Source organism: Clostridium sp. YIM B02506, assembly GCF_022324845.1.
GTDB classification, from domain to species: domain Bacteria; phylum Bacillota; class Clostridia; order Clostridiales; family Clostridiaceae; genus Clostridium_T; species Clostridium_T intestinale.
Map to the genome: position 1 here is coordinate 16,542 of NZ_JAKGTG010000040.1, position 21,244 is coordinate 37,785.

18 protein-coding genes and 1 rRNA gene are annotated in these 21,244 nt (G+C 31.8%); 16 read left to right on the forward strand and 3 right to left on the reverse strand.

Features of this window, described 5'->3' with window-relative positions; translation table 11 throughout:
- Nucleotides 1-48: 48 nt before the first annotated feature.
- The 9 genes from L1S49_RS20840 (at nt 49) to L1S49_RS20880 (ending at nt 11,660) form a co-directional block, all read left to right on the forward strand.
- Entirely contained in the window at nt 49-816 is a 768-nt protein-coding gene (locus L1S49_RS20840) for an HAD-IIB family hydrolase (protein ID WP_238907259.1), read from the forward strand.
- Nucleotides 817-1,079: 263 nt separating this feature from the next.
- Nucleotides 1,080-2,411: a type I glutamate--ammonia ligase gene (gene glnA, locus L1S49_RS20845; RefSeq protein WP_238907260.1), complete on the forward strand. Its 1,332-nt coding sequence runs from the start codon at nt 1,080-1,082 to the stop codon at nt 2,409-2,411.
- Nucleotides 2,412-2,433: 22 nt separating this feature from the next.
- Nucleotides 2,434-2,994 (forward strand): ANTAR domain-containing protein, encoded by a 561-nt coding sequence (locus L1S49_RS20850; RefSeq protein WP_021803828.1) that lies wholly within the window; start codon nt 2,434-2,436, stop codon nt 2,992-2,994.
- Between the two features lie 141 nt (nt 2,995-3,135).
- Complete coding sequence (gene gltB / locus L1S49_RS20855; protein WP_238907261.1) at nt 3,136-7,719, forward strand: glutamate synthase large subunit; 4,584 nt, start codon at nt 3,136-3,138, stop codon at nt 7,717-7,719.
- Between the two features lie 15 nt (nt 7,720-7,734).
- Nucleotides 7,735-9,204, forward strand: a complete 1,470-nt coding sequence (locus tag L1S49_RS20860; RefSeq protein WP_238907262.1) for a glutamate synthase subunit beta — start codon at nt 7,735-7,737, stop codon at nt 9,202-9,204.
- A gap of 196 nt (nt 9,205-9,400) precedes the next feature.
- The gene (locus L1S49_RS20865; RefSeq protein WP_238907263.1) at nt 9,401-9,796 is read left to right on the forward strand and encodes a VOC family protein; all 396 of its coding nucleotides are present in this window, start codon (nt 9,401-9,403) and stop codon (nt 9,794-9,796) included.
- Between the two features lie 134 nt (nt 9,797-9,930).
- Nucleotides 9,931-10,566: an NAD(P)H-dependent oxidoreductase gene (locus L1S49_RS20870; protein WP_238907264.1), complete on the forward strand. Its 636-nt coding sequence runs from the start codon at nt 9,931-9,933 to the stop codon at nt 10,564-10,566.
- 168 nt (nt 10,567-10,734) lie between these two features.
- Nucleotides 10,735-11,055, forward strand: a complete 321-nt coding sequence (locus L1S49_RS20875; protein ID WP_021803823.1) for a heavy metal-binding domain-containing protein — start codon at nt 10,735-10,737, stop codon at nt 11,053-11,055.
- Between the two features lie 131 nt (nt 11,056-11,186).
- On the forward strand, nt 11,187-11,660 hold the full coding sequence (locus tag L1S49_RS20880) for a glutathione peroxidase (RefSeq protein ID WP_238907265.1): 474 nt from the start codon (nt 11,187-11,189) through the stop codon (nt 11,658-11,660).
- 67 nt (nt 11,661-11,727) lie between these two features.
- On the opposite strand, the gene L1S49_RS20885 is transcribed toward L1S49_RS20880, so the two are convergent.
- Together L1S49_RS20885 and L1S49_RS20890 are read right to left on the reverse strand one after the other, a co-directional pair.
- Nucleotides 11,728-12,399, reverse strand: coding sequence for an undecaprenyl diphosphate synthase family protein (locus L1S49_RS20885; RefSeq protein ID WP_238907266.1), 672 nt, complete (start codon nt 12,397-12,399; stop codon nt 11,728-11,730).
- Nucleotides 12,400-12,455: 56 nt separating this feature from the next.
- Nucleotides 12,456-13,196, reverse strand: a complete 741-nt coding sequence (locus L1S49_RS20890) for a signal peptidase II (RefSeq protein WP_238907267.1) — start codon at nt 13,194-13,196, stop codon at nt 12,456-12,458.
- A 156-nt stretch (nt 13,197-13,352) separates the two neighbouring features.
- On the opposite strand from L1S49_RS20890, the gene L1S49_RS20895 reads away from it, so the two are divergent.
- The 6 genes from L1S49_RS20895 (at nt 13,353) to L1S49_RS20920 (ending at nt 20,098) form a co-directional block, all read left to right on the forward strand.
- Complete coding sequence (locus L1S49_RS20895) at nt 13,353-14,165, forward strand: pyruvate, water dikinase regulatory protein (RefSeq protein WP_238907268.1); 813 nt, start codon at nt 13,353-13,355, stop codon at nt 14,163-14,165.
- Nucleotides 14,166-14,357: 192 nt separating this feature from the next.
- On the forward strand, nt 14,358-14,864 hold the full coding sequence (locus L1S49_RS20900) for an NAD(P)H-dependent oxidoreductase subunit E (RefSeq protein ID WP_238907269.1): 507 nt from the start codon (nt 14,358-14,360) through the stop codon (nt 14,862-14,864).
- Nucleotides 14,842-16,725: an NADH-quinone oxidoreductase subunit NuoF gene (locus L1S49_RS20905; protein ID WP_238907270.1), complete on the forward strand. Its 1,884-nt coding sequence runs from the start codon at nt 14,842-14,844 to the stop codon at nt 16,723-16,725. Before L1S49_RS20900 ends, L1S49_RS20905 begins: the two co-directional genes overlap by 23 nt.
- Nucleotides 16,726-16,736: 11 nt before the next feature.
- Nucleotides 16,737-18,467 (forward strand): NADH-dependent [FeFe] hydrogenase, group A6, encoded by a 1,731-nt coding sequence (locus tag L1S49_RS20910; RefSeq protein ID WP_021803813.1) that lies wholly within the window; start codon nt 16,737-16,739, stop codon nt 18,465-18,467.
- Nucleotides 18,468-18,905: 438 nt separating this feature from the next.
- Nucleotides 18,906-19,856, forward strand: coding sequence for a patatin-like phospholipase family protein (locus tag L1S49_RS20915; protein ID WP_073022880.1), 951 nt, complete (start codon nt 18,906-18,908; stop codon nt 19,854-19,856).
- A gap of 38 nt (nt 19,857-19,894) precedes the next feature.
- Nucleotides 19,895-20,098, forward strand: coding sequence for a cold shock domain-containing protein (locus tag L1S49_RS20920; RefSeq protein WP_073022881.1), 204 nt, complete (start codon nt 19,895-19,897; stop codon nt 20,096-20,098).
- An 80-nt stretch (nt 20,099-20,178) separates the two neighbouring features.
- Here L1S49_RS20920 and L1S49_RS20925 read toward each other — a convergent pair whose 3' ends face one another.
- Nucleotides 20,179-20,739, reverse strand: a complete 561-nt coding sequence (locus L1S49_RS20925) for a DUF6512 family protein (protein WP_238907271.1) — start codon at nt 20,737-20,739, stop codon at nt 20,179-20,181.
- A 441-nt stretch (nt 20,740-21,180) separates the two neighbouring features.
- On the opposite strand from L1S49_RS20925, the gene L1S49_RS20930 reads away from it, so the two are divergent.
- Nucleotides 21,181-21,244: ribosomal RNA gene (locus L1S49_RS20930) — 16S ribosomal RNA — on the forward strand; the annotation flags it as partial.

Here is a 21,244-nt window from a genome sequence, read left to right on the forward strand (position 1 = left end):
TGTTATAATTAAAACTGATAAAATACTGTAAGATAAGGGGTATGGTTGATGCGAAAAATGCTAGCTACTGATTTAGATGGAACTTTAGTAGAGGGTTTTGATATTACAGATGATAATATTAAGGCTGTAAAAAAACTAGAAGAACTAGGACACGCTATAGCAATTACTACTGGAAGACCCTACAATGGAGTAGAGTTTTTGAAAAGTAAATATGATATAACAGCGGACTACTTTGTTCTACTAAATGGAGCACTTATTTTTGATAAGGATTTAAATCTAATGCATAGCGAGGAGTTAGATTTAAATATATGTGACTCAGTTATAAAGGATTTTAGACATAGAACTACTGGGGTGGCTCTAGAAACTGGGTTTACTACTTATATAGTAGGTAGAGGTTTTGAAAATTTTAAGGTTCCTAGCATGAAAAGTATAGATACCTTAGTAGAGTTAGGAGATGACAAGGTATCATTACTTTGCTTTGAGTTTGATGGGAAGGATGCAGCCTACATTAAAGAAGTTTGTGATGATATCAATAAAAAGTATGGGGATTATCTTGTAGCTTATAGAAATACTAGATATATAGATATAGTTAAGGTAGGTTGTTCAAAAGGAAATGCCTTAGAAATGATTATGGAAAAAGAGATAATAGATGCTAGCAGTGTTTACTCTATAGGAGACTCATGGAATGATTTATCAATGTTTAAAGTCGCAGGAAATTCCTTTACTTTTACAAGCTCAGAGGAAAGCTTAAAAGAGCATGTAGATTATGTAGTTAATTCAGTAAGTGAATGTATATTAAATAATATGGTATCATAACTTTAAATAGGTATGGTATTAACATATTATTAATGAAATCAGATGCATATTATCAAAAGTATACGGTTAGAATAATAAATTTAAACAAAACAAAAAATAACAGTTGATTTTTTAATAGTATGAGAATATAATATTAACAAGATTTAGTCGAACAACGGTGTTCTACAGAGTTACTTACAAATTTTTAAAAGTATTTCTAGTAGTGCGCCGTTTTATTGCATATGTAATTTTGCAAATAATAAATGCGAAAAGGGGAGTATATTATGGCAAAGTATTCTAAAGAGGATATTATTAATATCGTTAAAGAAAATGGTATTAAATTTATAAGACTTCAATTCACTGACTTATTTGGAACACTTAAAAATGTTGCGATAACTGATAGTCAACTTGAAAAGGCTTTAAATAATGAGTGTATGTTTGATGGGTCTTCTATAGACGGTTTTGTAAGAATAGAAGAATCAGACATGTATCTTAGACCAGACTTAGATACATTCGTTATTTTCCCATGGAGACCTCAACAAGGTAAAGTTGCAAGATTAATTTGTGATGTTTATAGACCAGACGGAACTCCATTTGAAGGAGATCCAAGAAATATATTAAAGAAAGTATTAAAAGAAGCTGAAGAGTTAGGGTACAGCATGAATGTTGGACCAGAATGTGAATTTTTCTTATTTAATACAGATGAAAAAGGTGAACCTACCACTGTAACTCACGATGAAGCTGGATACTTTGATTTAGGACCAGTAGATCTGGGAGAAAATGCTAGAAGAGATATGAGTCTTGCCTTAGAAGAAATGGGATTTGAGATAGAAGCATCTCACCATGAAGTTGCAGCAGGACAACATGAAATAGATTTTAAATATGCAGATGCACTTACAACAGCTGATAATATAATGACTTTTAAATTAGTTGTTAAAACAATAGCTCAAAGACATGGAGTGCATGCTACATTCATGCCTAAACCTGTATATGGAATCAATGGTTCAGGAATGCATGTTAATATGTCATTAAATAAAGATGGAAAAAATGCTTTTGTTGATGAAAATGGAGAATTAGGATTAAGTAAGACAGCATACAGCTTTATAGCTGGTCTTGTTGATAATATTAAGGGAATAGCAGCTATAACTAATCCTCTAGTTAACTCATATAAGAGATTAGTTCCAGGTTATGAAGCACCAGTTTATATAGCATGGTCTGGAAGTAACAGAACATGTCTAGTAAGAGTACCAGCTTCAAGAGGCGCTGGAACAAGAGTAGAATTAAGATGTCCAGATCCAAGCTCAAATCCATATTTAGTATTAGCTACATTACTTTCAGCTGGACTAGAAGGAATAAAGAAGGATCTTACACCTCCACCATCTGCTGAAAAGAATATATTCAAGATGAATGAAGATGAAAGAGAAGCAGAAGGAATAGATTCGTTACCAGGAAGCTTAGAAGAAGCTATTAAATATATGAAAGAAAGTGAATTGGTGAGAAAAACATTAGGTGAACATGCATTTAACACTTATTTAAAGGCTAAATCCTCTGAATATAAAGATTATGCTATAAGCGTTCATCAATGGGAAATTGACAATTATATCAAGAAATATTAATCAGAAAAAAGGTGAGTTTGCCATGGACTTTCGCAGAGGAATAATTATAGCCTTAAACAATATTGATACAGCTAAAAAGGTAGAGATTATTTTAAGAAATGAAGGATACGAGGTACTTGGAGTATGTACTTCAGCTAATGATTTAATAAGAAGAGCCATGCAAGAATCTCCTAGCTTAATAATAATGAGTTATAAGCTTTCTGAAATGACAATTATAGATATTAGTAGTAATCTAGGTGATATATGCGGATTCTTGGCTATAGTAAATGAACCCTACAAATCCTTCGTTCAAGAAGAAACGGATATATATTGCATAAGTAATCCTATATCTAAACCAGTTCTATTAAATGCTGTTGATTTAATCTTTCAAAGTCAAAGAAGAATAATGAAGCTTAGAGAACAAGTTGAGAAGTTAGAACACAGCATTGAAGATAGGAAGCTTGTTGAAAAAGCAAAGGGAATCTTAATGACGAATAAAGGACTTTCTGAAAAGGAAGCTTTTAGATACATTCAGAAGACAAGTATGAATAATGGACAAAAGATGAGTGAAGTTGCAAAGGCAATTCTTGCCCAAGAAACTTAACTTTCTTTACCAGTAAACCCCAACAATTTAACTTATTTTTTAATTGATTTTGCGAGTGCTATATTTTATGATATAGTTACTCGCTGTTTGTTCCTACAATGATATCAAAGGCGATATTAATAAACTAAGGGGGGGCTATAAATGCACAAAAATTATCCAGAGAAAATGGGATTATATAATCCTAGTTTTGAGCATGATGCATGCGGAATTGGTGCAGTTGCTAATATTAAAGGAATAAAGACACATAAGGTTTTAGAGGATGCTCTAAATATTTTAATCAACTTGGAACATAGGGGTGGAATAGGTTCAGAAGAAAACACAGGAGATGGTGCGGGAGTATTATTTCAAATACCGCATAGATTCTTCAAACAAGAAGCCCAAAAACTTGGAGTAATTCTGCCACAAGCAGGAGATTATGCAGTAGCAATGGTGTTCCTACCTCAGAAGGAAACTATGAGGATAGAAGCAAAAACTCTTTTTGAGGAAACTCTTAAAGAAGAGGGAGTTAAATTGTTAGCGTGGAGAAAGGTGCCAGTAAATTCTAAGGATTTAGGGGAAACTGCGCTTTCTTGTATGCCATACATACTTCAAGCAATTGTTGAAAAACCAGAAGAAGTTAATAGGGGTATAGACTTCGAAAGAAAATTATACGTAGTTAGAAGAAAAGTTGAGAAAAAGGCTCTTAAAGATACTTTACTTCATGGAGAGACTTTCTACATTCCATCTTTTTCTTCTAGAACAATAGTTTATAAAGGGATGCTTTTAGCAACACAGCTTAAAGATTTCTATAGAGATCTAGGAAATGCTAAAGTGGAATCATCTTTAGCTTTAGTACACTCAAGATATAGTACTAATACATTCCCAAGCTGGGAGAGAGCACATCCTAACAGATATATGATACACAATGGGGAAATTAATACATTAAGAGGTAATGTAAATAAAGTTCACTCAAGGGAAGCAAAACTTGTCTCAAAATACTTAGGTGAAGATTTAGGTAAGGTATTGCCTGTAATTGATCGAGAAGGATCAGATTCAGCCATTTTAGATAATACCTTAGAGTTCTTATTAATGAATGGTAGAGACTTACCAAAAGCTGTAATGATGGCTATTCCTGAACCATGGGCTAAAAACCAAACTATGAGTAAGGAAAAAAGAGATTTTTATGAATATTATGCTACTATGATGGAACCATGGGATGGTCCTGCTGCTATAGTATTTACTGATGGAGAAAAATTAGGTGCCGTTTTAGATAGAAATGGGCTTAGACCAGCTAGATATTATGTAACAGATGATGATTATTTAATACTTTCATCTGAAGTTGGGGTATTAGATGTTGAGCCACATAAGGTAGTTGAAAAGAATAGACTAACTCCAGGTAAAATGTTATTAGTTGACACTGTAAAGGGTGAATTAATAGATGATAAGGAATTAAAAGATAAGTATGCTAAAGAAAATCCTTATGGAGAATGGTTAAAAGAAAATCTTATAAATATAGAAGATATTGATGATATAGAAGTGAAGGATGAGGCTATAGAACCGGAAGAAAGAGCAAAGCTTCAGAAATCTTTTGGTTATTCTTATGAAGATTTAAAGAATAATATTTTAAAGATGGCAGAAGTGGGAGAAGAAGCTCTAGGAGCTATGGGTATAGATACTCCGCTTGCTGTATTATCAGAAAAACCTCAGCCACTATTCAATTACTTCAAGCAACTATTTGCTCAGGTTACTAACCCACCAATAGATGCTATAAGAGAAGAAATAGTTACAGCTACAGATGTTTTCTTAGGTACAGAAAGAAACTTATTAGAGGATGTTAAAGAAAATTGTAGGCAAATAAAACTTAGTTCTCCAATATTATCAAATGAAAACTTCCTAAAAATTAAAAATATAAATAGAGAAGGCTTTAAAGTTAAGACTTTAAGTATATTGTTTGATAAAAATAAGGGTGAAAATGCTTTAGAAGAAGCTTTGGAAGGTTTATTTAATGAGGCTGATAAAGCATTTGCGGATGGATACAATGTATTAATCCTTAGTGATAGAGGAGTAGATAAAGATAATATTTCAATTCCATCACTACTAGCAGTTTCTTCTCTTCATCATCATTTAGTAAGAAAGGGTGCAAGAACATCCTTAGCTCTTATACTTGAAAGTGGAGAACCAAGAGAAATACATCATTTTGCTACGTTATTAGGTTTTGGAGCTTCAGCTATAAATCCTTATTTAGCATATGAATCTATAAGAGAACTTATTGAGGAAGAGTTATTAGAAATTCCTTATGAAAAAGGTGTATACCATTTTAATAAAGCAATACTTAAGGGAATAGTTAAGATATTATCTAAAATGGGTATATCTACTATACAATCTTACCAAGGAGCACAAATATTTGAGGCTCTAGGAATTGCAGACAAGGTAATAGATAAATACTTCACTAATACTATAAGTAGAATTGGTGGAATAGAGATAAAGGATATACAAAAAGAAGCTGAATTAAGACATGCAACTGCATTTGATAAGAGAGGACTTACTCTAGATTTAACTTTAGATTCAGTGGGAAGCCACAAGTTTAGAAGTAATCAAGAAGAACATATGTATAATCCTCTAACAATTCACAAGCTTCAAGAAGCTGCAAAAACAGCTGATTATAGATTGTTTAAAGAATATACTTCTTTATTAAACCAAGAAGAAAGTACATTAACATTAAGAGGATTAATTGACTTTGATTACTCAGGGGTATCAGTACCTTTAGATGAAGTAGAGTCAGTGGATTCAATTGTTAAGAGATTTAAAACTGGCGCTATGTCTTATGGTTCTATATCTAAAGAAGCACATGAAACTTTAGCTATAGCTATGAACAGATTAGGTGGAAAATCTAATACTGGTGAAGGTGGAGAAGACCCAGAAAGATGGATACTAGATGAAAATGGAGATTCTAGAAATTCAGCTATAAAACAAGTAGCATCAGGTAGATTTGGAGTTACTTCAGAATACTTAGTAAATGCTAAAGAGTTACAAATAAAAATGGCTCAAGGAGCAAAACCAGGTGAAGGTGGGCAACTTCCAGCTAGTAAGGTATACCCATGGGTTGCTAAAACTAGAAGATCAACTACAGGGGTTGGTTTAATATCACCACCACCACACCATGATATATATTCAATAGAAGATTTAGCACAGTTAATATATGACCTTAAAAACTCTAATACAGGAGCTAGAGTATCTGTTAAACTTGTTTCTGAAGGTGGAGTTGGAACTATAGCAGCTGGAGTTGCTAAAGGTGGAGCAGATGTTATTCTAATATCAGGTTATGATGGAGGAACTGGTGCATCACCAAGAACATCTATTCAACATGCAGGATTACCATGGGAGCTTGGACTTGCAGAAGCTCATCAAACTCTAGTTATGAATAATCTTAGAGAAAGAGTAGTAGTTGAAGCTGATGGTAAACTTATGACTGGTAAAGATGTAGCTATTGCAGCTTTATTAGGTGCAGAAGAATTTGGATTTGCTACGGCTCCATTAGTAGTTATAGGTTGTGTAATGATGAGGGTATGTAATTTAGATACATGTCCAGTAGGTATAGCAACACAAAATGAAGAGCTGAGAAAAAGATTTGCTGGAAAACCTGAATACGTAGTTAACTTCATGAGATTTATAGCTGAAGAGTTAAGAGAATACATGGCTAAGCTTGGCTTTAGAAGTATCGATGAAATGGTTGGTAGATTCGATAAGTTAAAAGCTAAAGAAGATATTAAGGGTTGGAAAGCAAAGAAAGTTGATATAAATTCAATCATAAATGCTCCACAATTAGAAAAAGGGAAGGCTATAAGCTTTAAAGCAGATAAAGCTTATTCTCATAAATTAGATGAAGTTTTAGACAGTGAATTATTCTTAAAGTTAGCTAAAGATGCTTTAGAGAATGGAAATAAAGTTGATATAGAAGTTGATATAACTAATATAAATAGAACTTTAGGAACTATATTAGGTTCAGAGATAACTAGAAAATATGATTCTCAAGGACTTCCAGAGGATACTATAAGTATAAAATGTAACGGATCTGGAGGACAAAGTTTTGGTGCCTTTGTACCTAAGGGACTTACTTTAAAAATAGAAGGAGATTCTAATGACTACTTAGGTAAGGGATTATCAGGTGGTAAGCTTGTGGTTTATCCTTCAAGAGATAGTAAGTTTAAAGCAGAAGAAAATATAATAATAGGAAATGTTGCTTTATATGGAGCAACTTCTGGAAAAGTATTTATAAATGGTATAGCAGGAGAAAGATTCTGCGTAAGAAACTCTGGAGCTACAGCAGTAGTTGAAGGAGTAGGTGATCATGGCTGCGAGTACATGACTGGGGGTAGAGCTGTTATCTTAGGATCAACAGGACTAAACTTTGGTGCAGGTATGAGTGGTGGAGTTGCTTATGTTCTTGATGAAGATGAAAGCTTTAAGAATAAAGTTAACTTACAAATGATTGCAGTAGAAGAATTAGGTGAAGAAGATATAGAAGAGCTTAAGGGTTTAATTGAAGAACACGTAGAAGCTACTGGATCTAATAAAGGAAAATCAATATTAGAAAACTTTAATGAGTTCTTACCTAAATTCCATAAGATTATGCCTCACGACTATAAGAGAATGCTTTCTATTGTAAAAGAGAAAGAAAAGCAAGGGCTTAAAGGTGAAGATGCTTTAATAGCTGCATTTTATGAAAATACTAGGATTAACAAGTAGGAGGGAGGAAGTATTATGGGAAAACCAACAGGATTTTTAGAATTTGAAAGAGAAGAAGGTAAAAACATTGATCCTATAGAAAGGTTGGAAGGCTTCGAAGAATTTCATAAACTCCTACCTAAGGAAAAGCAAGAAAAACAAGGCGCAAGATGTATGGATTGCGGTATACCATTTTGTCAATCTGGAATATTGATAAATGGTATGGTTTCAGGATGTCCTATAAATAATCTTATACCTGAGTGGAATGACCTTATTTATAGAGGAAAATGGAAATTAGCACTTAAACGTCTTTTAAAGACAAATAATTTTCCTGAATTTACAGGAAGAGTATGTCCAGCTCCATGTGAAGCTGCATGTACAGCAGGTATTAACGGACCAGCTATTACAATAAAAGAAAATGAAAGATCAATTATTGATAGAGCATTTGAGGAGGGGTTAATAAAACCAGAACCTCCTAAAGTGAGAAGTGGTAAAAAAGTAGCTGTAATAGGTTCAGGTCCAGCAGGACTTGCAACAGCTGACTCCTTAAATAAGAGAGGACACAATGTAGTTGTGTTTGAAAGACACGATAGAATAGGTGGACTTCTTATGTATGGAATTCCAAACATGAAGCTTGATAAATCTGTTATAGATAGAAGAGTTAACTTGATGAAGGAAGAAGGAGTAGAGTTTGTAACTAATGCAAATGTAGGAGATGACTATAGAGCAGAAGATATTCTAAATAACTTTGATGCTGTAGTTCTAGCTACAGGTGCTTCAAATCCAAGAGATTTAAAAGCTCCAGGAAGAGAGCTTAATGGTGTACACTTTGCAGTAGATTTCTTAAGAGCTAACACTAAGAGTTTATTAGATTCTAACTTAAGCGATGGAAACTTTATTTCAGCAAAAGACAAAAATGTAATAGTTATTGGTGGTGGAGATACTGGAACAGACTGCGTGGGAACGTCATTAAGACATGGCTGTAAATCTCTTGTACAATTTGAAATTATGAATAAACCACCTTTAGAAAGAGCTGATAATAATCCATGGCCTCAATGGCCAAGAATTCTTAAAGTTGATTACGGTCAACAAGAATTCGAAGCAAAATATGGAGAAGATCCTAGAAAATATGCTATAAATGTTAAGAGTTTTGAAGGAGATAGCGAAGGCAATCTGACAAAGGTTAACACTGTAGATGTTAAATGGGAAAAAAATGATAAAGGTGCTTTTGTTCCTGTAGAAGTACCAGGTAGCGAAAAGGAATGGAAAGCTGAGCTAGTATTATTAGCAATGGGATTCTTAGGAACTCAAGACTATGTTTCAAATGCTTTCGGAGTTGAACTAGACGCAAGAACTAATGTTAAAGCAGGTTATGGAAACTTTAGAACAAATGTAGATAAAGTTTTTGCAGCTGGAGACTCAAGAAGAGGTCAGTCCTTAGTAGTATGGGCTATAAATGAAGGTAGAGCTGTAGCTAAAGAAGTAGACAGCTATTTAGCAGAATAATAAGTAAAGAGAGAAATCTAAATTTTATGATTAGATTTCTCTCTTTTTTAAATTATATAAAAATAAACTCAATAAAAGATTAAATAATGTAGCATATTTTTATTGATTATGTAAATAAATGATGAATTATTGATTAATAGGACGAGCTTTGTTAATATATAATTAAGTAATTTGATATGGCAAAGGAGCTAAAAAAATGAAAAATATTATTCCGGAAATTTTTGTAGATAACTGCAAAGAGGCATTAGAGTATTACAAAGAGATCTTTGGTGGAGAAATAAAAAATGTTCAATTAGCTGACGGAAACCCTATGTTTAAAGGTAAAGAGGGTAAAATCATTCATTCTGAGTTACATATTAATGAAAACTGCATAATATATTTAGTTGATATATTAAGTGAAGAACACGATAGTAAAAACGTAAATATATTGCTTGAATTAGAAAATGAAGAAGAAATAAATAAAATATACGCACTATTGAAAAATAAGGGATCTGTAAAGTTTGAATTGCAAAAAACTTTCTGGGGAGCTTATCATGCCGTAGTTACTGACATAAACGGAATCATATGGGGATTAAATTATTCTAATAACTAAAAAAGAAATGCACTGTAAAATTTTACAGTGCATTTCTTTATTTTATTACTTGACAAAAGCATATGAAATTTGATAATATACTTACATAAAGTAAGTGAAAATAATTATCAATTATGGTTATAAAGGAGATAGAAATGAGTAAAGTATTATATATTAAAGGAAATGCACAATTAGAGGAAAAATCAAAGTCATTACAAGTAGGAAAGATATTTTTAAGTGAGTATAAAGGGGCTAACCCAGAAGATGAAATCATAGAGATTGATTTATATGAAGATACTATACCAATGTTAGATAAAGAAGTGTTTAATGCATGGGACTCTTTAGCTAAAGGTGAAGCTTTTGAAAGTCTATCAGAAAGTCAAAAGAACAAAATAATAAGATTAGGTGAAATAGTTGATCAGTTTATGGAAGCAGATAAATATGTATTTGTAACACCATTATGGAATTTCTCAATACCTCCAATGGTTAAAGCATATATAGATGCTATATGTATAGCAGGAAAAACATTTAAATATACTGAAAATGGACCTGTAGGTTTATTAAAAGGTAAAAAATTATTGAACATTCAAGCTAGCGGAACTAAATTCTCTGAGACACCAATAGAAAATCTTGAACATGGTTCAAACTATATTAAAGTTGTAGCAAACTTTGTAGGTATAGAAGATGTCAGTGTATTCCATGTTGAAGGAATTGCTCAAAACCCTGATAGAGCAGAAGAGATATTTGATAAAGCAAAAGCAGATGTTGTTGCAGTAGCTAAAAACTTTTAGATTGAGTATATTAAAAGACATTCGTAAGAGTGTCTTTTTATTATATAAAATAATAAATTACATATACTTATAGAAATATATTGACAAGGAATTTATTGATGATATAATAACATTAATAAGAGTAATAAATAACTTATAAAGAGTTATTTAAAATCACGGGAGGGTATTATGATAGTAACAACAACTAACAATATTGAGGGAAAAGTAGTAAAGGAGTATTTGGGAGTAACATTCGGAGAAGTAATCACTGGAGTAAACTTTGTAAAGGACTTTATGGCAGGAATAAGAGACTTAGTAGGTGGAAGATCTAAAACATATGAAGATGAACTTATAAATGCTAGAAGAGAAGCTATGGAAGAGCTTAAGAGAAGAGCTGCTTCAATGGGTGCAAATGCAGTTATAGGAATCGATGTAGATTACGAGGTTTTAGGAGCTAGTTCAGGTATGTTAATGGTAACAGTTTCTGGAACTGCTGTAATAGTTGAATAGATTAATCTAAGTTTGAAATAATAAAGTCAGAATGATATCATTCTGGCTTAATTTTTTTATTGACAATGGAATATAAAAGCTATAAAATTTAATTGTACACAATTTAATTTTATAAGGAGAGGTTGGTTAATATGAATATATATGATTTTAAAGCTGTAGATTCAATGGGAAAAGAGAGAAATTTTGAAGAGTTTAAGGGTGAGGTGTTATTAATAGCTAATACTGCAAGTAAATGTGGGTTTACACCTCAATATAAAGAACTAGAAGAATTGCATAAAAAATATAAAGATCAAGGGCTAAAAGTTTTAGCATTCCCTTGTAATCAATTTGGGAAACAAGAGCCAGGTAGTAATGAAGAGATAAAGAACTTTTGCGAAATAAACTATGGAGTAACCTTTGATGTATTTGAAAAAGTAGATGTTAATGGAGAAAATACTCATCCTGTATTTAAATATTTAAAAGAACAAACAGGTGGAATATTAGGAAAAAGCATTAAGTGGAACTTTACTAAGTTTCTAGTAGATAAAGATGGTAATGTTATTGACAGATATGCACCAACTACAACTCCATTAAGCCTAGAAGGAAAGATAAAAGAATTACTTTAGAAAATAGATATAGAGTATAAGGATGATGCAGAATTAATAAAATTAGTTTTGCATCATCCTTATTATTTTAGCCACCCAAGGTTATATCTTGAGTATCATACCAATTTAATGCGTCATATATATGATCAGTTTTAAAATTAGGCCAATAATCATTTATTATATAAAAATCAGAATAAACAGATTGAACAGGAAGAAATCCACTAAGTCTCCTTCTTCCACCCCAGCGTATAATTAAATCAATTCTAGATATTTCAGATGAAGCTAAAGAATTTATTATCTCTGAAGTTTTTTTACCTCGAGTTTTATCTGTTAGACAATAGTTCAGATCCCAACTCCAACCGTAATTAATAAGGAAGTTTACATTAATAAGTCCCTTTCCAAAATTAACACGCTTATTAGAGTAAGGAAGCAATTCTTTAGGGAAAACAGGTGAATCACTATTTCCAACAACTAATATATTGGCATCTTTATTAACTAGAGAAAATACCGCATCTACACATGCTTTTTGAAAAGCTTTGGTTTGAGAAGATGGTCTTTTGGTATTATCAGTTGTAAATCCATAAAAGGTTAACTCTTTAACTCCTAAACTTAAGCAAGTATCATATAATTTAATACCAGGTTCAACACCAAACTCATAACCTTCATGTTTTTCTTTATTATTACTTTGAGCCCAGCGTCTATTTCCATCAGGAATAATTCCAATATGAGAAGGAATTCTTTTGTAATTTATATTGTTCATAATATACTTCCTTTCATGTCGTATATATGAAATTATTTCCTAATTATCTTAAATTATTACTTAACTAATCTCAAATCTTTTAAAATAAAAACAAAAAAATCTTTTACTCCTTCAATATCTTCTTTTATTGTACTATCTTCTTCGCTAGTTAAATATCCGTTTATGTACATACCTAAAAATAAAAATAATATTGATAGGTTGATATAGATATCCTTAAAATCAGCTATAAATAAATTACTTATACCTATAAAATCTAAACTTCCTCCATAGAATACCTTATCTATTAAGGAACATAAACATCCTGCTATTAAGAAAACAAAACACATATCACCCCAAAAATCTTTATTTCCTTTGAAATTATAATATCTATAAATCTCAATGAAAAAAAGTAGGGCTAGAACATTCAGTACAATTAATAAATTAAAGCTTACACCTGCACCAAAACGTGCATTTAACCAAGAACCTTCAGTATTAATTATAGGTGAAAAGTATAAAAAGTCTTTTATAATAGTAAATTCTTTATGGAAAAAATATAGTTTAATGATAAGTTTGAGACCTTGATCAATTAAAAATATTATTCCGAATATTAGCCAAAGGACTTTAGTTGAAAAGCCATTTTTGTGATTTATACCTATTTTATATATTATATAACCTGTTAAAGCGAATAATATAGTTATAAGAAGATTCATAATAATACTATAGGAATCGGTTAATCTTCCAGTTACTAATTCGAATAAAAAATAGGCAAGCCACATTACAGGCAATACACCTATCGCTATAAGTTTTTCTTTTTTCATAAAAAATCCTCCTATTTATATCTTATGATATTATATCATAAATCCATAAATGGATATATTAAAACAGTTAAAGGATTTTAGGTAGAAATTTTCAGAAAATTGAGATATTATAGGATTATATAGGAATAATATAGGGTATAAAAGGAGTGCTTAAATATGTTAACAATGTATGCAATATCGGATTCTATAGGTGAAACTGCAGCACAAGTAGCAAATGCAGCAGCAAGTCAGTTTAAAGAAAAAGTTGAAGTTAAAAGAATACCATATGTAAAGACATTAGAGGATGTAGATGATGTTATAAAAACTATAGATGCTTGCTGCGATCAATGTATGGTCATATCTACAGTTATAACAGTAAATGTAAGAGAATTTTTGACTCAAAAATGTGTAGAGAAAAACATTAATATAATAAATGTATTAGGCCCTATAATAAATGTAGCGTCCAATATAATTAATACCTTACCAGACTACAATCCAGGAGCTATGTGGAAAACTGATGAGGTATATTTTAAGAGAATTGAAGCTATGGAATTTGCGATGCAATATGATGATAGTAAGGATTATAGAGGCTTAAAAAATGCAGATGTTGTATTATTAGGATTATCAAGAACCTCAAAAACTCCTTTATGTATGTACTTAGCAAACAAAGGCATAAAAGCTATAAATATACCATTAGTTCCAGAGGTAGGAGTTCCAGAAGAACTTTATCAAGTAGATAAGAAAAAGGTTTTTGGATTAACTATAAATCCACTTCAACTTATTGAAATAAGAAAAAGAAGATTAGATAAATTTCATAGAATATCCTCAAGTATAGAATATGCAGGGGATGCAAGAGTTTTAGAGGAATTTGAATTTGCAGATAAAATAATGAGAAAAGTTGGTTGCAAAACTATAGATGTTACACAAAGAGCTATAGAGGATACAGCATTAATAATAATGGATTATATAGGTCATAACAGAAATAAATAAAAAGAATTTAATAGTCAAGAGTCGTAATATAAGACTCTTGGCTTTTTTTTATGTGCAAAAAACAGAAAATATTGTCTATTCTAAATATTGATAATATTCTAACAATTTATATTGTATACATATGGAAGAGGGTGTAAAATTAAGATATCATTGTTAAATTATTAGCATTAAATAATGAAAGGAAGAAACAATATGTGTGATTGTAAGACAAGTTCTAAATTCAAAGATCTGGACAGATTTATTGAAACACAAAATAGCGATGAAGCTGCCCTAATACCTGTACTTCATAAAGCCCAAGAATTATATGGTTATGTCAGTGAAGAAACTCAAGTATTTATTGCAAAAAGATTAGGTATTCCGCCATCACAAGTTTATGGAGTTGTTACATTTTACTCTTACTTCTCAACAAAACCTAAAGGAAAATTTGTTGTAAGCGTATGTACAGGAACAGCGTGTTTTGTTAGAGGTGCGGGAGATATACTTCAAGAATTTAAATCCCAGCTGTCTATTAAAGAAGGCGAAACTACCGAGGATGGTCTTTTTACGCTAGATACCTTAAGATGTGTTGGTGCATGTGGAATAGCTCCTGTAGTATCTATTAATAATAAGGTATATGGACACTTTTCTAAATCAGAAGTAATAAACATTCTAAAGAGTTGTGAGGAGTTTGATAAAGATGGAGATCATAAACAATTATAGTGAATTAATTGATTTGAAAAATAAATACGCACATAAATTAAACTTAAGAAAATCAAGAGGAATGAGAACTGAATTAGTAAAAGAAAGAAACATAATGGTTTGTGGAGGGACAGGCTGCAAATCATCTGGCTCAGATGAAATAATAAATGCACTTAATGAAAATATAGAGAAACTTGGTCTTAAAGACAGCGTTAAAGTCATAGCTACAGGATGTTTTGGATTCTGTGCTAGAGGCCCAATTATGCATATACAACCAGACAATATATTTTATACTCAGGTAACAGAAAAAGATGTTCAGGAAATAGTTTTTAGTCATCTATTAGAAGGGAATATAGTTCAAAGATTATTATATGAAGATCCAGAAACAAAAATAAAGTTGTTGTCTCAAGAAGAAATGCCATTTTATAAAAAACAAAATAGAATCGCACTAAGAAACTGCGGGATAATAGACCCTGAAAACATTGAGGAAGTCATAGCTAGCGGAGGATATCAAGCACTTGGGAAAGCTGTATCGGAAATGACTCAAGATGAAGTTATTAATGAGGTGAAAATATCAGGGCTTAGAGGTAGAGGAGGCGGAGGTTTCCCTACAGGCAGGAAATGGGAAGCAACAAAAAGAGCTAATAATGATACAAAATACGTAATTTGTAATGCTGATGAAGGTGATCCAGGCGCATTTATGGATAGAGCTATATTAGAAGGTGATCCACACAGTGTAATAGAAGCTATGGCTATATGCGGATATTCTATAGGATCAAGCAAGGGATTTGTATATATAAGGGCTGAATATCCTTTAGCTGTTCATAGATTAAAGATTGCTATTTCACAAGCAAAAAATGCAGGCTTATTAGGAGAAAATATATTAGGAAGTAACTTTAACTTCGATATTGAAATAAAATATGGAGCTGGAGCCTTTGTATGTGGAGAGGCTACTGCCTTAATACATTCTATAGAAGGAATGAGAGGGGAACCTACAATGAAACCCCCTAGAACTTCAGAAAAAGGATTGTGGTTAAAACCGACTTGTGTAAATAATGTTGAGACATTTTCAAACATATCTCCTATTATAAATAACGGAGGTTCATGGTACGCATCTATAGGAACCCCTAAATCTACAGGAACTAAAGTTTTTGCTTTAGCTGGGAAGATTAATAATGTGGGACTTGTTGAAGTGCCTATGGGAATAACTTTAAGAGAGATAATATATGAAATAGGTGGAGGAATAAAAGATGGAAAAGCTCTAAAAGCAGTACAGAGTGGTGGTCCATCTGGTGGATGTATACCTGCATCTTTAATTGACACTCATATTGAATATGAAACTTTATTAGAAATAGGTTCAATGATGGGTTCTGGTGGAATGATTGTAATGGATGAAGATAACTGCATGGTAGACATAGCAAAATTTTATATGGAATTTATAGTTGATGAGTCCTGCGGTAAGTGTACACCTTGTAGAGTAGGTAATAAAAGATTACTAGAAATACTAAATAGAATAACCGATGGTAAAGGCAGTAGAGATGATCTAAGTGCATTAAGAGATTTATCAGAAATCATTCAAGATACATCCTTATGTGGACTTGGACAATCAGCTCCAAACCCAGTTTTAAGTACTATGAATTATTTCACCAATGAATATATGGATCATATAGTTAATAAAAAATGTGCATCTAAGGTTTGTAAAAACTTGCTTACTTATACAATAGAAGATAATTGTATTGGCTGTACTAAGTGCGCTAGAAATTGTCCTGTACATTGCATTAAGGGTAAGGTTAAAGAAAAACATGAAATAGATGTAGATAAGTGCATAAAATGTGGAACTTGCTTTAATGAATGTCCAGTTAAAGCAGTAATAATGGTATAGGGGGAAGTATTATGGATAAAGTAAAAATTATTCTTAATGATAAAAGCATAGAAGTAGAAAAAGGCACAATGCTTCTAGATGCTGCTAAAGAATTAGATATAACAATACCTACATTATGCCATATGGTTATGCAAGATGGTGAAACAAAAAATTGTAAAGGTACCTGTAGAGTATGTATGGTTGAACTGGAAAATAGAAAAAAATTAGTCCCAGCATGTTGCACTGAGGTTTCAGATGGAATGGTAGTTAGAACCAATTCTCCAAGAGCATTAAATGCTAGAAAAATGATGATTGAGTTACTATTGTCAGATCATCCAACTGATTGCCTTGAATGTGTTAAAAATGCTAACTGTGAGCTTCAAAAATTAGCAGCAGACATGGGTATAAGAAAGATAAGATATAAAGGTGAGATATCTATGCATAAACTAGATTTAACCTCACCTGCTATAGTTAGAGATATGTCTAAATGTATATTATGCAGAAGGTGTGTTACAGCCTGTAACGATGTTCAAAGAGTTAATCTTCTTACAACAATAGGGAGAGGATTTGACTCAGTAGTATCAACCTTCTTTGATGAACCCTTAACTGAGTCTAACTGCACTTTTTGTGGACAATGTATAGCTGCATGTCCAGTAGGTGCATTAACAGAAGTTCAAACTTATCCAAAGGTTTGGGAGATGTTAGATAATAAAGAGAAGTATGTAGTAGTGCAGACAGCTCCGGCGGTAAGAGTAGCTCTTGGGGAAGAGTTTAATTTAGAACCAGGAACTATAACCACATCTAAGATGGTTGGGGCATTAAAAGCTTTAGGCTTTGATAAGGTGTTTGATACCAACTTTGCAGCCGATTTAACTATAATGGAAGAGGCAAATGAGTTTATTCATAGATTAGAGAAAAATGAAAACTTACCACTAATAACAAGCTGTTGTCCAGCTTGGGTAAAGTTTGCAGAAATAAAATTTAAGGAGAATATGAATTTAATATCAACTTGTAAATCTCCACATCAAATGCTAGGAGCAGTAACTAAAACTTATTTAGCAGAGATGCTTAATATAAATCCAGAAGATATAGTTGTTGTATCTGTCATGCCATGTGTTGCTAAAAAGAATGAGGCAGATAGAGAAGAAATGATGATAGATGACATGAAAGATGTAGATTTAGTTATTACAACTAGAGAATTAGCTACAATGATAAAAGAAGCTGGATTAGATATAAGAAATATAAAAGATGGTGAGTTTGATAATCCCCTAGGCGTAAGTTCAGGAGCTGGTGTTATATTTGGAAGCAGTGGAGGCGTTATGGAGGCCGCTCTTAGAAGTGCATATGAATGGATTACCAAAGAAACTTTAGAAAATGTGAATTTTAATGAAGTAAGAGGAATTCAAGGAGTAAAAGAAGCTACAGTTAATATAGCTGGAAAAGAGATTAATATAGCAGTAGTAAACTCACTTAAAAATGCTGAAAAAGTAATGAAGGATATAAATGCTGGAAACTCAAAATATCAATTTATAGAAGTTATGGCCTGCCCAGGAGGATGTATAGGTGGTGGAGGACAACCTTATATAAAAGGAGACAGAAACATTCTTAAGAAGAGGATGGAAGCCATATATAAGGATGATTTAAATCACGAACGCAGAAAATCCCATGAAAATGAAGCAATATTAAAACTATATGAGGACTACCTAGGAGAAAAAGGTGGTAGTAAAGCCAAGAAAATACTACACGTACACTATACTAAATAAAGAATAAAGAGCTGTAGCTTTATGCTGCGGCTCTTTATTCTCTTCAAGCTCCATCAAAATCTTTTATTATGCTTAATAAGAAGTTAAGCACATCAGTGATGTAGAAGTGTCCCTCAGCTTCATTAAAGTCATTCTTTTTTTTGTTATGTTTAATAAAAAGTTAAACACCCTATTGCTGTAGAGGCTTCTTCTCAAGCCTCATTAGACTCATTAAAATACTATGTTTAATAAAAAGTTAAAAAGTTAAATGTTTAAAAATTTAAATGCTTAAAAAGAAAAACAGTTAAACATTTAAAAAGTTAAAAAGAAAAACATGCTAGAAAAGGAAATAGGTTTTTTATCAAAAATAAATATATTTCATATATAAATAGTAGAAGAGTGATAAAAGTGGCTATAATTATAAGTAAGGAATAAGTTTCAAAAGAGAGGAGGAGACACATGAAATTAGGATTAGTATTTGCAGGGGGAGGAGCTAGAGGCTCTTATCAAATAGGCGCATGGAAAGCGTTAAAAGAGTTAGGTATAGATAAATACGTAAAAGGAGTATCGGGAACATCTATAGGAGCACTAAATGCAGTTATGTATCTCCAAGGTGATATAGAGATAGCTGAAAAAGTATGGCTAAGTATTTCAAAGGATAAGATTCTACCAACAGGAAATATAGATTTACTTAAGAGGGGAATATTTATAACTTTAGGAAATAGAAACCTGAATTTCGTAAAGAAGTACTTACCCACTACATTAGAACAAGGAAACATATCTAGAAGCGGTCTTATAGAAATAATGAATCAATATGTGGACATTGAAAAGATTCGTTTAGATAAGAGGAGTTGTTATGCTACATGTAGCGCTGTACCTGATTTAAGCCCAAGGTACTTTAAATTAAATGATTATAATGATGAAGATATAAAAAATATACTTTTAGCAACCTCAGCTATTCCAATGATATATGAAAGCAAGGAAGTAGAGGAGTTTAAGTATCTAGATGGTGGTATGGCAGATAATGTTCCAGTTCAACCATTGTATGGAGAAGGACTTGATATCATTATAATAATTCATTTAAGTAAAGATTCATTAGTTAATAGATATAAATTTCCTAGGGCTAGAATAATAGAGATATATCCAAGAGATATGGCAGATGGGGATCTTGCAGAAATACTAGATTTTTCTTCATCGGGAATAAGGAAGAGAATGAAACAGGGGTATATTGACACCATGTACTTACTAGAACCTATAATAACAATAGCTAATTATCAAAGAGATCAACTACCTAAAGAAACTATAATTAAAGCAGGATTAGGAATAGTTGAAAAGTCCAGAGGGATATTTAAAAAGAAAACTGAAGAGAAAAGTGATATAGATGAGGATAAAGATAAAATAAGTGGGTAAATTATCTACTGAAATATATTTCTGGAGGTTTTAAATTTATGATTACTGGAGTTGTTAAATGGTACGACACCCAAAAAGGATATGGATTTATTTCAGCAAATGAAGGAAATGATGTGTTTGTTCATCACTCTCAAATAAAAGAGGGGAATGGAAGACAAGAACTTCATGAGGGGGAGTCAGTTTCATTTGATATAGTTGAAAAAGAAAAAGGGCCACAAGCTATAAATGTACAAAAATTTTAATCAATAATACAGCCTAGGTAAGTTATTACCTAGGCTGTATTATTGATTAGAATTCCTTATAAAAAAATAGAGACTATAGCCTAAGCCATAATCTCAGGGGTTATGAATTTATAAAATGTAGGTTTATTGAGAGTTTTAAATAAGTTGCAGTTTGGTGGATTTAATGTAAAAGCAAAAAACAATATAATTAGTGAGATTATAAATACTAAACTTATTAAATTTGCTAATGCATAATGCTTGTTAAGAATCAGAATTCTAAAAGAAATAATTTGAGCCACAATACATCCCAGTACATAAGTAATTATATTTAGTAAGAAATTTGTTCCACCCAAAAAGCTTTGAGTGTAATTTAATATAAATAATATAAATGCGCTAAGAAATATAACTGAAGTAACTTTTGCTGTGAAAAAGTTACTAAGGCTAGAGCTAAAAGCAAAATATTCTATACAAGAAAAAAATACAATTGAAAAAAAGTAAGGTTTTACACTCTCCCATAAACTTTCGTTTATAGAACTAAATAATCCAACAATAAAATTGTAGTTAGATAGTTCATAAGTAAAATGCAATGTTATTCCGCATACGCTTATAAATACAGCCCCTAATAGTTCCCAAAGAAATAGTTCTTTTTTATTGATTTTCATATAAGCACTTCTCCTTTTAAATTCAGGATAATAAGGAATGAAACTCATCATTAAAATAGTGAGAAGTCCTTTTATATAGATGTATGAGAAGAAAAATAATATTATTACATAATTTTTTAATAAAAGGTGTTGACATTGATTTCGGGCTATGATAATATAACTATTGTCGCTGCGAGAGAGTAGCGAAAAAACAAGAAAAATGGTCTTTGAAAATTAAACAGAGGAAACTTAAGAAGTTTTGAATAAAACTTACACAACGAAAGTTGTGAGTAAGTAATTGTAACAAGTGTAAAACTTGAAGCAACTACTTAAAGTCAACGTAATTCTTAGAGTAAGATTAAACTAAAATTTGTGCACACCAAATGGTTTGTAAGAAGGAAACTCCTCAGCGAAGCTGATGAGTAAGTTCCGCTGACCAAATCAGAGATTTGGAGCGTCACTTAAATTGAGAGTTTGATCCTGGCTCAGGACGAACGCTGGCGGCGTGCTTAACACATGCAAGTCG